Origin of the sequence: Variovorax sp. UC122_21 (genome assembly GCF_044056785.1) — a bacterium.
GTDB lineage: Bacteria > Pseudomonadota > Gammaproteobacteria > Burkholderiales > Burkholderiaceae_C > Variovorax.
Genome location: NZ_CP172004.1, coordinates 2,491,266 through 2,503,499, shown reverse-complemented (window position 1 = coordinate 2,503,499; position 12,234 = coordinate 2,491,266). Strand labels below are relative to the sequence as shown.

The 12,234-nt window shown below is 71.1% G+C and carries 11 protein-coding genes; 6 read left to right on the top strand and 5 right to left on the bottom strand.

Annotated elements, in window-relative coordinates:
• Positions 1–63 precede the first annotated feature (63 nt).
• Positions 64–1,461 (top strand): M20 family metallopeptidase, encoded by a 1,398-nt coding sequence (locus ACHMXE_RS24100; RefSeq protein ID WP_395351773.1) that lies wholly within the window; start codon positions 64–66, stop codon positions 1,459–1,461.
• On the opposite strand, the gene ACHMXE_RS24095 is transcribed toward ACHMXE_RS24100, so the two are convergent.
• Entirely contained in the window at positions 1,448–2,986 is a 1,539-nt protein-coding gene (locus tag ACHMXE_RS24095; protein ID WP_395351771.1) for a WD40/YVTN/BNR-like repeat-containing protein, read from the bottom strand. The genes ACHMXE_RS24100 and ACHMXE_RS24095 overlap by 14 nt on opposite strands.
• A 267-nt stretch (positions 2,987–3,253) precedes the next feature.
• Here ACHMXE_RS24095 and ACHMXE_RS24090 point away from each other — a divergent pair, with 267 nt between their 5' ends.
• Positions 3,254–4,186, top strand: a complete 933-nt coding sequence (locus ACHMXE_RS24090; protein WP_395352782.1) for an aldo/keto reductase — start codon at positions 3,254–3,256, stop codon at positions 4,184–4,186.
• A gap of 6 nt (positions 4,187–4,192) precedes the next feature.
• Here ACHMXE_RS24090 and ACHMXE_RS24085 read toward each other — a convergent pair whose 3' ends face one another.
• Together ACHMXE_RS24085 and ACHMXE_RS24080 are read right to left on the bottom strand one after the other, a co-directional pair.
• Positions 4,193–5,083, bottom strand: coding sequence for an alpha/beta fold hydrolase (locus ACHMXE_RS24085; RefSeq protein WP_395351769.1), 891 nt, complete (start codon positions 5,081–5,083; stop codon positions 4,193–4,195).
• Positions 5,080–5,640, bottom strand: coding sequence for a cytochrome b (locus tag ACHMXE_RS24080; RefSeq protein ID WP_203201540.1), 561 nt, complete (start codon positions 5,638–5,640; stop codon positions 5,080–5,082). The genes ACHMXE_RS24085 and ACHMXE_RS24080 overlap by 4 nt, the downstream gene beginning before the upstream one ends.
• A 129-nt stretch (positions 5,641–5,769) precedes the next feature.
• On the opposite strand from ACHMXE_RS24080, the gene ACHMXE_RS24075 reads away from it, so the two are divergent.
• The gene (locus ACHMXE_RS24075; RefSeq protein WP_395351767.1) at positions 5,770–7,260 is read left to right on the top strand and encodes a glycosyltransferase family 2 protein; all 1,491 of its coding nucleotides are present in this window, start codon (positions 5,770–5,772) and stop codon (positions 7,258–7,260) included.
• Here ACHMXE_RS24075 and ACHMXE_RS24070 read toward each other — a convergent pair.
• Positions 7,251–8,081, bottom strand: a complete 831-nt coding sequence (locus ACHMXE_RS24070) for a DODA-type extradiol aromatic ring-opening family dioxygenase (RefSeq protein WP_395351765.1) — start codon at positions 8,079–8,081, stop codon at positions 7,251–7,253. The genes ACHMXE_RS24075 and ACHMXE_RS24070 overlap by 10 nt on opposite strands.
• Positions 8,082–8,182: 101 nt before the next feature.
• On the opposite strand from ACHMXE_RS24070, the gene ACHMXE_RS24065 reads away from it, so the two are divergent.
• Together ACHMXE_RS24065 and ACHMXE_RS24060 are read left to right on the top strand one after the other, a co-directional pair.
• Positions 8,183–9,127 carry a LysR substrate-binding domain-containing protein gene (locus tag ACHMXE_RS24065; protein WP_395351763.1) on the top strand — a complete coding sequence of 315 codons (945 nt, stop codon included), beginning with the start codon at positions 8,183–8,185 and terminating at the stop codon, positions 9,125–9,127.
• Between the two features lie 72 nt (positions 9,128–9,199).
• The gene (locus tag ACHMXE_RS24060; protein ID WP_395351761.1) at positions 9,200–11,059 is read left to right on the top strand and encodes an ABC transporter ATP-binding protein; all 1,860 of its coding nucleotides are present in this window, start codon (positions 9,200–9,202) and stop codon (positions 11,057–11,059) included.
• A gap of 26 nt (positions 11,060–11,085) precedes the next feature.
• Here the strand turns inward: ACHMXE_RS24060 and ACHMXE_RS24055 are convergent, their stop codons facing one another.
• Positions 11,086–11,514, bottom strand: coding sequence for a VOC family protein (locus tag ACHMXE_RS24055; RefSeq protein ID WP_203201545.1), 429 nt, complete (start codon positions 11,512–11,514; stop codon positions 11,086–11,088).
• 91 nt (positions 11,515–11,605) lie between these two features.
• Here ACHMXE_RS24055 and ACHMXE_RS24050 point away from each other — a divergent pair, with 91 nt between their 5' ends.
• On the top strand, positions 11,606–12,226 hold the full coding sequence (locus ACHMXE_RS24050) for a TetR/AcrR family transcriptional regulator (protein ID WP_395351758.1): 621 nt from the start codon (positions 11,606–11,608) through the stop codon (positions 12,224–12,226).
• Positions 12,227–12,234: the final 8 nt, after the last annotated feature.

Below are 12,234 nucleotides of genomic sequence, written 5' to 3'. Positions count from 1 at the left end.
GCCGGCTTTCGCTAAGGTCGGCCGCCTCGACACCTCCCTTCATCCCTCCTTTCGCATCCACCCATGAAACTCCGCTCCCGCTTCGCCCTGCTGATGCTCTCCGGCAGCCTCCTCCACGTCGCGGCCTCGGCCCAGACCGCGCCGGCGCCCGATGCCGGCAATGCGTTGACGGCACGCGCGCTGGCGCTCGCCGATGCCTCCGAGGCGCAGGTGATCGAATGGCGCCGCCATGTGCACCAACATCCGGAGCTGTCGTACCAGGAGGTGCAGACGGCCGCCTACATCGCGGCGGCGCTCGAGAAGATGCCGGGCATCGAGGTCCAGACCGGTGTCGCCAAGACCGGCATCAAGGCGGTGCTGCGCGGCGGCAAGCCCGGGCCGGTGGTGGCGCTGCGCGCCGACATGGACGCGCTGCCGGTGGCCGAGCGCAACGAGCTGCCGTTCCGCTCGACCGTGAAGGCGCCCTGGCTCAACAGCGACGTGCCGGTCTCGCACGCCTGCGGCCACGACACCCACGTGGCGATGCTGCTGGGCGCGGCGCAGGCGCTGTCGAAGGTGCGCGACGAGCTGCCGGGCACGGTGGTGTTCCTGTTCCAGCCCGCCGAGGAACAGGGCCCGGGCCCGGTGGCCAGCGGCGCGCCCGCGATGGTCAAGGCCGGCGTGCTCGACAACCCGAAGGTCGACGTGGTGATGGGCCAGCACATCAGTGCGCGCGCGCCCTCGGGCACCATCAGCTACCGGCGCGGCAGCCTGATGGCCAGCGGCGACGTGTTCAAGATCGCGCTCAAGGGCAAGGGCGGCCACGGCTCCTCGCCCTGGACCGCGAAGGACCCCACGCTGGCCGCGGCCGAGATCGCGCTGGCGCTGCAGAACATCGTGAGCCACCAGATCGATCCGCTCGACGGCCCGACCGTGGTGACCGTGGGCCTGCTGCAGAGCGGCAACCGCGTCAACATCCTGCCCGACACCGCCGAGATCGCCGGCACCGTGCGCTCGCTGTCGCAGAAGAACCAGAAGACCGCGCACGACGCCATCCGGCTCAAGGCGCAGAAGATCGCCGAGAGCCACGGCCTCACGGCCGAGGTCACGATCGACACCGGCTACGAGGTGCTGGTCAGCGACCCGGCCGCCACGCAGGCCGTGACGCAGGCGCTCGAGACCGCGGCCGGTCCGGGCAAGGCGCGCGAGTCGCAGCCGAGCATGGGCTCGGAGGACTTCGGCTCCTTCGGCAAGAACATCCCGATCGTGTTCTGGCACCTCAATGCCTCGCCCTTCGCCGACCGCAACGGCGCGCCCAACCATTCGTCGGAGTTCGTGATCGACGAGTCGGCGCTGCGCGTGGGCGTGCGCGCGCGTGGTGGGCAGCACGCTGGCGTACATGAACCGGCCGGCCGGCGGGGCCGCGGGGGTCAAGGTCTCGCAGGCGCAGTGAAGACCGCGCCGCGCGTCAGTTGTCCTTGACGATCTTCCAGCTCTTGCCCTCGTCCGCGGAACGCAGGATCAGGTTGTCGGGCAGGAAGGCGATCAGCGAACCGTCGGAGCGGTCCACCATCATCTGGCGCACGGCGTGCGGCCCCGTGACGCTCGGCGAGCTGCCGGTGTGCGTCCAGCTCCTGCCGCCGTCGCGGGTCGTCATCAGGCCCATCGCGCCGGGCATGAACCCGGGCGCGATCGGCGCCACCGCATAGGCGGTCTGGCGGTCCTTGAAAGCGATGGTCACGACGAAGCGACTGGTGTTGAGATCGGTCCAGGTCTGCCCCCAGTCCGGCGACAGCATGGTGGACTTGGTGAAGATCGCCGTCTGCGACACCAGGGTGCCGTCGGGCAGCGCGTTCACGTCGAGGGTGGACTGGCCATTGCTCGAGCGCGTCAGCGTGCGGCCGTCGGTGGCGTGGAGGTCGCCGTTGGGCATCATCACGCCGGCCCGCTCGGGCGTGCCGAAGGCCATGCTGCGCATCCACGGGATGTTGATCGAGCGGGTGTCGGAGAACTCGCCGAGCTTGCGCCACCCGGCGGCCGGGTCGGCGGACGCGTAGACCTTCCACTGGCTGTCGCTGCGCGAGATCACCACCAGGCTGCCGTCGCGCATCGGCTGCGCCAGCTGGATCAGGCCGTCGTCGGGCGGCAGCAGGTCCTTCCAGGTATCGCCCTCGTCGGTCGACAGCCGCAGCAGGCCCTCCTCGCCGGCCACCAGCAGGCCGCCGCGGTACGGCCGCACCGACAGCACCTCGCGCCAGGTCTTCGCGTCGATCTCGCGCCAGCGGCTCTCGCCGCTCTTGCGCCACAGCACCTTGCCGAGCTTGGCGCCGGCCATGAACTCGCCGTCGGCGGTCTGTGACAGGCCGTGCCAGGCGGACGCGAGCCGCTTGAGCTGCGGCGCCAGCGCGGCGCGGCGCTGCAGGTCGGGCGTGTAGATGAAGCCGTGCTGCGGACGATCGCGCGTCTGCGCCGCGAGCGCGGGATAGAGGGTCTCGAAGGTCTTCTGCAGCTCCTCCTCCGGCCGCACGTAGGCGACGACGAAGCGCGTGCCCCCGCGCGGCTGGATCAGCAGGGTGCCGAGCAGCGTGACCTCGTTGCGCACCACATCGAAGCTGCCGAACTTCGCATCGATGGGGAAGGTGTAGCTCATGTTGCCCGAGCCGCCGGCCGCGTGCTTGATGATGTAGCGGCCCGGCGCGACCATGCCGCTGAACACGGCCGTGGTGTAGGTGGAATGGCGCGTGCGCTGCAGCACCACCATGTCCTGGCCGGTCTGCTTCTCGCCGGGCTCCAGCACGCGCTGCAGATGCAGGGTCCACAGGGTTTCGGCCGGGTCGTTCTCGCCGGGGCTGTTGGTGATCAGCTTCATCACCACGGCACCTTCGTGGCCGGTCAGGGTCTGCTGCGGGGCGATCGGCGGCGCGACGCAGGCGGCCAGCAGGGCCGCGGCGAGCAGCAGCACGCATCCGCGCAGCAGGCGGACGATGGTTCGGGGGAGCGGGTTCACGTCGTGTCTCTCTTGCTGGAATGGTCTTGCGGGATGGCGCCGGCGGATCGATCGATCGATGGCCGGGCGGCAGGCCCTCCACCTGCGGACGCGCACGATACATTCGGGAACATCCGCGGGCAATCCACCGGACGAAGGTGTTGCATCGGCGCCAACCGGCGGGCCCGCTGCGCGATCCGGGGGGCGGTGCTATCGTCGATGTCGCCCTCCCCCCCCATGAAGTCCCCCGGCCCGACGCCTTCCTCGCGGTCCGCGTTCGCGGTGCCGATGCATCGCGCGCGCTTCCTGCGCCTCGCCGCGGCCCTGCCCGCGAGCGCCGCGCTGGCCGCCTTCGCGCAGCGGCCCACCGGGCCCACGCCCCCGCCGACCATGCACACCCGCCCCATTCCCTCCACCCAGGAAGCGCTGCCGGTGATCGGCTGCGGCACCTGGATCGGTTTCGACCAGCGTCCCGGCAGCGAGGAATACCAGCGCCTCGCGGGCGTGCTCGAGGCGCTGTTCGCCGCGGGCGGCACGGCGATCGACAGCTCGCCGATGTACGGCCGCTCCGAGGCGAGCACCGGCGAGCTGCTGGCCGCCACGGCGGCGGCTCGCGGCGCGCGCCGCCCCTTCCTCGCGACCAAGGTCTGGACCTCGGGCCGCGAGGCCGGCATCGCGCAGATGGAGCAGTCCTTCGCGCGGCTGCGCACCGAGCGCATGGACCTGATGCAGATCCACAACCTGGTCGACTGGCGCACCCAGCTCGCGACCCTGCGCGAGTGGAAGACGCAGGGCCGCGTGCGCTACCTGGGCATCACGCACTACACGGCCTCGGCCTACGACGAAGTCGAGGCGGTGCTGCGCGCGCAGCGACTCGACTTCCTGCAGATCAACTATTCGCTCGACGCACGCGCCGCCGCCGAACGGCTGCTGCCGCTGGCGGCCGAGCGCGGGGTGGCGGTGATCGTCAACATGCCCTTCGGCGGCGGCGGCCTGCTGCGCCGGCTGCGCGATCGCGCGCTGCCCGGCTGGGCCGCGGAGATCGGCTGCGCGAGCTGGGCCCAGGTGCTGCTGAAGTTCGTGCTGAGCCATCCGGCCGTGACCTGCACCATCCCCGGCACCAGCCGCGCGGCCCACATGGCCGAGAACGCCGCGGCCGGCGCGGGGCCGGTGCCCGACGCGGCGTTCTGGAAGCGGCACGCGGCCGAGGTGCTGGGCTGACGCCGCTCAGCGATCGAGGAAGTCGGCCACGCGCCGGTTGAATTCCTCGGCCCGCTCGTACTGCACCCGATGCCCCGCGCCGTCGACCACGGCGCCTTCGCGCTGCGGGCCCTCGGCCACGAGCCGCGCGACCAGCGCGCGCGAATCGGCGGTCACGTCGAACTCGCCCCAGAGGAACAGCTTGGACCCGGGAATCTCGGCCAGCGCCGCCTGCAGGCCGCCGCGGCGCGACACCTCCTTGCTGCGAAAGCGCGTGCCGTGGCAGGCGATGTCGTGGATCTCGAAGGCCAACGGATCGGCGCGCGACATGTCGTGCAGCATCAGCGCGCCGAGGTTGTGCAGCAGCGCGGCACGCTCCGCCTCGCGGTCCTGCGCGAGGCGCCAGTTGATCATCTCCACCGCCATGCGCCGCATCGTGCCGTGGCCGCCGCTGCCCACCAGCAGCATGCGGCGCACCGCGCGCCGGTGCAGCGCGAACTGCGAGGCCACCACGCCGCCGAAGGAGAAGCCGCCGAGGTCGATCGGCGTGCCGGCGCCGATCAGCGCATCGAGCGAGCCGGCCAGCGCCGCGAGCGAGGGCGCGAGCGGATGCTCGTCGGGCGCCGGCGGGGGCGGCGTGCCCGAATCGTTGAAGCCCGGCATGTCGGGCAGCCACAGCGCGCGCTCGGCCGACAGGGCCTCGGCATTGCGCAGCCAATGCATCCAGCTGCCGTGGCCGCCATGCAGCAGCACCAGCGGCGGATGGGCGCCGCCGTCGGCGGGGCCGAAGCGGCGCCAGCGGACGCGCACGCCGGCCTGCTCGATGTCGTGGTGGGTCGACAGCGCATCGACGCGCGCGATGACGGCGCGGGCTTCGTCCTCGGTCACGGCCGAGAGTCCGGACAGGCCCGCGCTCATGGCAGCATCCTCTGCAGCTCGGCCTCGCCATCGAGGAACTGGTGCTTGAGCGCACCGATCAGGTGCAGCGCGAACAGCCCATAGAGCACGTAGCCGGCCCAGGTGTGGACGCCGCCCAGCACGGTGTGGAGGTTCTCCTTGGCGGCGGCCTCGATGTCCATGATCCAGCCGATGCGCGGCCATTCGAACAGGCCGAACAGCTGCATCGGGTGCGTGGCCGCATCCTTCCAGGCCGAGTCGTGCATCCAGCCCGACAGCGGCAGCGCGATCATCACGAGGTACAGCGCGCCATGGGCCGCATGCGCGCCGATGCGTTCGAGCCGGCCGTAGCTGCCGGGCATGGCCGGCGGCCGATGGGTGGCGCGCCACAGGATGCGCAGGATCACCAGCCCCAGCACGGTGATGCCGATCGACTTGTGGGTGTCGATGGCCGGGCGCACCCAGTCGTCGGGAAAGCGGTCGACCGAGAGGATCAGCGCGATGTTGACGATCATCAGCAGTGCGATGATCCAGTGCAGCGCGATGGCGGTGCGTGTGTAGCGATGGTGAGGGGGCATGCGGGAATTTTCGGCGGGAGTGCGACTCAGCCTGTCAGGCGCGCGATTGTCCGGTCTTCGGCCTCGGACATTCGAAACCGCCGGCCCGTTCCGTGCGTACACATTCCCATCGCCCTGGCGCCCCCTGTCTTGAACGACCTGCTCCGCTCCGCCTTCGTCGCCGCGTCACCGCGACTCTCGCCCCCCGCCACGCCGCTGCGAAGCTGGCTCATCCATGGCGGCGTGCTGCTGCTGTGGGGCCTGCTGTTCGCCATGGCCTTCCGCCTGGGCAACGTGCAGGCCTGGTCGGTGGGCGTGGCCTACGTGCTCTACGACACCGTGCTGCTGCTGTTCGTGGGCTGGCAGACGCTCGCGATCCTGCGCCCGCGCGGCATCGTGCTGGCCTCGGCGCCGCTGCCGCATCCCGCCGTGGCGCCGCACCGCGCCACGCTGGGCGTGATCGTCGCCGCGCACGACGAGGCCGCGGTGCTGCCCGTGACCCTGGCCGCGCTGCTGGGCCAGACCGATACGCCCGACCGCATCGTGATCGCCGACGACGGCTCGACCGACGGCACGGCCGAGCTGCTCACCACGCGCTACGGGCTCGAAGCGCCCGAGCCGGGGCAGCTCAGCGCCGCCAGCACCCTGCACCCCAACCTGCACTGGCTGCGGCTGCCGCACGGCGGCAAGGCGGTGGCGCTGAACGTCGCGGTGCTGTGCATCGACACCGAGACCGTGCTCACCGTCGACGGCGACACCCTGCTCGACGCGCACGCCATCGCCGCGGTGCGCCGCGCCTTCTCGGACGAGCCCGCGCTGGTGGCGGCCACCGGCGTCATCACGCCGGTGTGCAGCCGCACGCTGGGCGGTCGCCTGCTGCAGTGGTTCCAGACCTACGAGTACATCCGCAACTTCCTCTCGCGCTATGCCTGGATGCGCGTCGACGGCCTGCTGCTGATCTCGGGCGCCTTCGCGGGCTTCCGGCGCGACGCGGTGCGCGCGGTGGGCGGCTTCGACACCGACTGCCTGGTCGAGGACTACGAGCTGATCCACCGGCTGCACCGCCATGCCCAGGCGCACGGCCTCGACTGGCGCGTGCGCGTGCTCGGCGACGCGCAGGCACGCACCGACGCGCCCAGCAGCGTGGGCGCCTTCCTGCGCCAGCGCCGGCGCTGGTTCGGCGGCTTCCTGCAGACCCAGTACTGGTACCGCGCGATGGTGGGTGACCGCCGCTACGGCTGGCTCGGCACCGCGATGTTGCCGGTCAAGGCCATCGACACCCTGCAGCCGCTGTACGGCCTCGCCGCCTTCGGCCTGCTCGTGATGTACCTGGTGCGCGGCGACTTCGGCGTGCTGCTGCCCGCGGCCGGCGTGATCGCCGCCAAGATCGTGCTCGACCTCGTCTTCCACCTGTGGTCGGTGCACCTGTACCGGCGCTGGGTCGGCCACGGCGGCGAGGCCGGCATGCTGCAGGCCTTCGCGGCCGCGCTGATCGAGCCCTTCACCTTCCAGCTGCTGCGCCACACGGGCGCGGCCTGGGGCTGGTGGACCTTCCTGACCGGTCGCGGCACCTGGGGCCGGCAGCAGCGCGTCGGGCTGGTCGATGCCGACGGCGCCGAGCGCCGCGGCGATCAGAAGTAGCCGGCGCCGCCGAAGCGGTAGCTCGACACCACGAGGCCGCCCATGAAGGCCTCCTCGTGGTAGACGCGCTCGCCCGCCTCCTGCTCGGCCGCGCCCACCGCCACCATCAGCGGAATCAGGTGCTCCTCGCGCGGATGCGCCATGCGCGCCGAGGGCGCGGCGGCCCAGTCCCGCAGGCGCTGCACACGTTCCGCCGGTGCGGCCTCGACCGAGGTGGCATCGAGCCAGTCGCCGAAGGCCTTCGACACGCCATGCGCCTGCGGCCCGAAGTTGCGCAGGTTGTGATAGCTCAGGCCGCTGCCGACGATCAGCACGTCCTCGTCGCGCAGCGGTGCGAGCGCGCGGCCCAGCGCGATGTGCTCGGCCGGATCGAGGCCGCGGCGCAGCGACAGCTGCACCACCGGCACCTCGGCCTGCGGATAGATCGCGGCCATCGGCGAGAACATGCCGTGGTCGTAGCCGCGCTCGGGATCGACGGCCGCCGGCAGGCCGGCCGCGGCGATCAGCGCCTGCACGCGCTGCGCGAGTTCGGGCGAGCCGGGCGCGTCGTAGTGCACCTCGTAGGTATGGGCCGGGAAGCCGCCGTAGTCGTAGATCATCGGCGGGCGCGGGTTGCCCTGCACCGTGAACACCGGCGCCTCCCAGTGGGCCGACACCATGAGGATGGCCTTGGGCGTGCGGCCGAGCTGGCGCGGCATGTCGGCCAGCGCGGCGGCGAGCCGGTCGTAGGTGGCGCCCATCTCGCGCTTCATCCAGGGCCAGGGGCCGCCACCGTGCGAGATGAAGTAGGTGGGCAGGCGCTTCGGGTTGTCGTGGGTCATGTCGTTGCTTCCTTGAAGGCGTTGCGTCGACTGTAGATATTTCCTGCAAGGAAATCGACAGGCTACGATTCATCGAATCGTTTCTCCAGAGGAAATCATCGATGGACCGCATGACCAGCCTGCGCGTGTTCCGCGAGGTCGTCGAATCGGGCAGCTTCGTGGCCGCCGCCGAGCGGCTCGGGCTGTCGGCGCCGATGGCCAGCAAGCACGTGGCGCAGCTCGAGAAGTCGCTGGGCGCGCGCCTGCTGCACCGTTCGAGCCGCCACCTGAGCCTGACCGAGGCCGGCACCGCCTGGTACGAGCAGAGCCGGCGCGCGCTCGACCTGCTCGACGCCGCCGAGGCCGCGATCGGCCAGACCCGCGAGGCGCCGCGCGGCCAGCTCAAGCTCAGCGCGCCCGTGTGGTGCGCCACCGCGCGCTTCGCGCGGGTGCTGGCCGACTACCGCGAGCGCTATCCCGAGGTGCTGCTCGACATCCACCTCGAGAACCGCAAGGTCGACCTCGCGGCCGATGGCTACGACCTCGCGCTGCGCGCCACGCAGGAGCCCTCGCCCGCGCTGATCGCTCGGCCGCTGTGCCGCGTGCCCTTCTTCCTCGCGGGCACGCCCGAGTACCTCGCGCGCATGGGCGGCGTGCCGGCGCTGCCGGCCGAGGTGGCGCGGCTCGGCGCGATCGTGCCGAGCTACGTGGCGCTCGACCATCTCGCGCTGCAGGGGCCGGGCGGGCGCATGTTCCCGCTGCGGCTCACGCCGGTCATGCGCTCGGACGACACCACGCTCACGCTGCATGCGGTGCGCGCGGGCATGGGCATCGCCTTCATGCCGGGCTGGCTGCTCGAGGACGACCTCGCGCAGGGCCGGCTGGTGCGCCTGCTGCCCGACCACGCACCGCATCCGGTGACGCTGTTCGCGGTCTACACCAGCCGCCAGTACATGGCGCCCAAGCTGCGTACTTTCATCGACTTCCTCGGCGAGCGGCTCGCGGCGCTCGAACCAAAGACCGCGCCCGTTCCTGCCACTTCGTCGCGCAAACCACGCAGAAGCTGAAGAAACGCACCTTTTCAGGGCAAGGTCATGCGCTCGCGGCTACAGTCTTCGGCTCTTCGGGAGAGTCAGTCCTTGTTCCGTTTCTTCGAAAAACTTCTACACCCCTACCCCGCCGCCGAACCTCCGCTTCCGCCGCAAGGCTTCTTCGCCTTCCTCTGGGCCTGCACGCAGGGCGTGCGCGGCAAGATCCTCGCGATGGCGGTGCTCACCGCCGTGATGTCGACCTTCGAGGCGCTGCTGTTCGCGCTGCTCGGACGCGTGGTCGACTGGCTCGGCGGGCAAGTGCCCTCACGCCTGTGGGAAGACCGCGGCACCACGCTCGCATGGATGGCCGGGCTGCTGGTCGCCAGCATCGCGGTGGTCGCGCTGCAGACCATCGTCAAGCACCAGACGCTCGCGATCAACCTGCCGATGCGGCTGCGCTGGAACTTCCACCGGCTGATGCTGGGCCAGAGCATGGCCTTCTACCAGGACGAGTTCGCGGGCCGCATCACGGCCAAGGTGATGCAGACCGCGCTCGCGGTGCGCGAGACCGTGTTCGTGCTGGCCGACGTGCTGGTGGCGATGGGCGTGTATGTCGCCACCATGATCGTGCTGGTGGGCGTGCTCGACGCGCAGCTGATCTGGCCGTTCGTGATCTGGCTGGCCTTCTACATCGGCGCGCTGATCTACTTCGTGCCGCGCCTGGGCGCGGTCGGCAAGGCGCAGGCCGATGCGCGCGCGCTGATGACCGGCCGCGTGACCGATGCCTACACCAACATCGCGACGGTGAAGCTGTTCTCGCACACGCAGCGCGAGGCCGGTTTCGCGCGCGATGCGATGCGCGAGTTCATGCACACGGGCTACGGCCAGATGCGGCTGGTGAGCGCCTTCGAGATCGTCAACCACACGCTGAGCATGGGCCTGACCGCCGGCATGGCGGGCACGGCGCTGTGGCTGTGGTCCACCGGCGCGGTCGGCGTGGGCGCGGTGGCCGCGGCCACCGCCATGGCGCTGCGGCTGCAGGGCATGTCGCACTGGATCATGTGGGAGATGACCAGCCTGTTCGAGAACATCGGCACGGTGCAGGACGGCATGAAGACGCTGTCGCGCCCGCGCGCCGTGCTCGATGCACCGGACGCGAAGGCGCTCGAGGTGCCGCGCGGCGAGGTGCGCTTCGAGCATGCGAGCTTCCGCTACGGCGCGGCCGGCGGCCGGCGCGTGATCGAGGACCTCACGCTGACGGTGGCGCCCGGCGAGAAGATCGGCCTGGTGGGCCGCTCGGGCGCCGGCAAGTCGACGCTGGTGAACCTGCTGCTGCGCTTCCACGACCTGGAGAGCGGCCGCATCCTGATCGACGGCCAGGACATCGCGCTGGCCACGCAGGACTCGCTGCGCAGCCACATCGGCATGGTGACGCAGGACACCTCGCTGATGCACCGCTCGGTGGCCGACAACATCGCCTACGGCCGCCCCGACGCGACGCCGGCGCAGATCGAAGCCGCCGCGCGCCGCGCCGAGGCGCACGACTTCATCGGCACGCTGGGCGACGCCAGCGGGCGCCACGGCTACGAGGCCCATGTGGGCGAGCGCGGCGTGAAGCTCTCGGGCGGCCAGCGCCAGCGCATCGCGATCGCGCGCGTGATGCTCAAGGACGCGCCGATCCTGCTGCTCGACGAGGCCACGAGCGCGCTCGACTCCGAGGTCGAGGCCGCGATCCAGCAGAGCCTCTACACGCTGATGGAAGGCAAGACCGTGATCGCGATCGCGCACCGGCTGTCGACCATCGCGGCGATGGACCGGCTGATCGTGCTCGACGAGGGCCGCGTGGTGGAGGAAGGCGACCACCGCACGCTGATGGCCAAGGGCGGGCTCTATGCGCGGCTGTGGGCGCACCAGAGCGGCGGCTTCCTGGGCGACGCGCTCGACGAGGAAGAGGCGGCGTTGGCCTGAGCCTCGCAACCGCCTGGCCTGACCGATCAGGTCGGCAGCGCCCCAGCCTCGTACTGCGCCACGAACTCCCCGCTCGGCGGGATCGGCTTGATGATGTCGATCAGCACCCCGTTCGGGTCGCTGGTGATGAAGTGGCGCTGGCCGAAGGCCTCGTCGCGCAGCGGCAGCAGCACCGGCAGGCCGGCCGCGGCCAGACGGTCGTGCACCGCGTCGGGATCGTCCACCTCGAAGTTCAACAGCAGCCCGCCCGCCACCTTGCCGCGGCCCGCGGCGGGAATGGTCTCGTGCCGGCCGTCGAGCACCGCGAGGTTGACCGAGGGCTCGCCCTCCAGTTGCAGGTGCACGTACCAGTCGCTCGTGAACAGCGGCGCGAAGCCGAAGTGGCGCTGGTAGAAGTCCGCCGTGCCGGCGACGTCGTGGGTCATGATGACCGGGTAGTAGCTCGTGACTTTCATGAGGGCTCCTTGGAGGGCTGGAACGGAAGGCTGGAACTGACATACAGTCTGTATGTTTGATTGAATATACATACATACAGACTGCATGTAAATGACCTCCAAGATCATCCGGACCAACAAGGAGCGCACCGAGACCACGCGGCAGGCACTGACCGAGGCGGCGCGCGCCCTCTTCGTCGACCAGGGCTATGGCCAGACCTCCACGCCCGACATCGTGGCCGCGGCCGGCATCACGCGCGGCGCGCTCTACCACCACTACGCCGACAAGCGCGACCTGTTCCGCCATGTGCTCGAGCAGGAATCGCGCGCGGTGGCCGCCGAGATCGCGGCCGCCACGCCCGAGGCACTGGCGCCGCGCGAGGCGCTGCTGGCCGGCAGCGATGCCTACCTGCGCGCGATGACGGTGCCGGGCCGCACCCGGCTGCTGCTGATCGACGGGCCGGCCGTGCTGGGCATGGCGGAGATCATGGCGATGGACGACGCGAACGCCGCCCATTCGCTGCGCCAGGGACTGGCCGAGGCCGGCATGGGCCGCGGCGAGGTCTCGCTCGATGCGCTCTCGCAGCTGCTGTCGGCCGCCTTCGACCGCGCCGCGCTCGAGATCGACGCGGGCGCCGACGCCACCGAGGTGCGCGACGCGATGCGCTGGCTGCTGCGGCAGGCGCTCGGCGCGGAAGCGCCCGCCAAACCCGCGCCCAGGCGCAAGAACTAGAGCGAGCG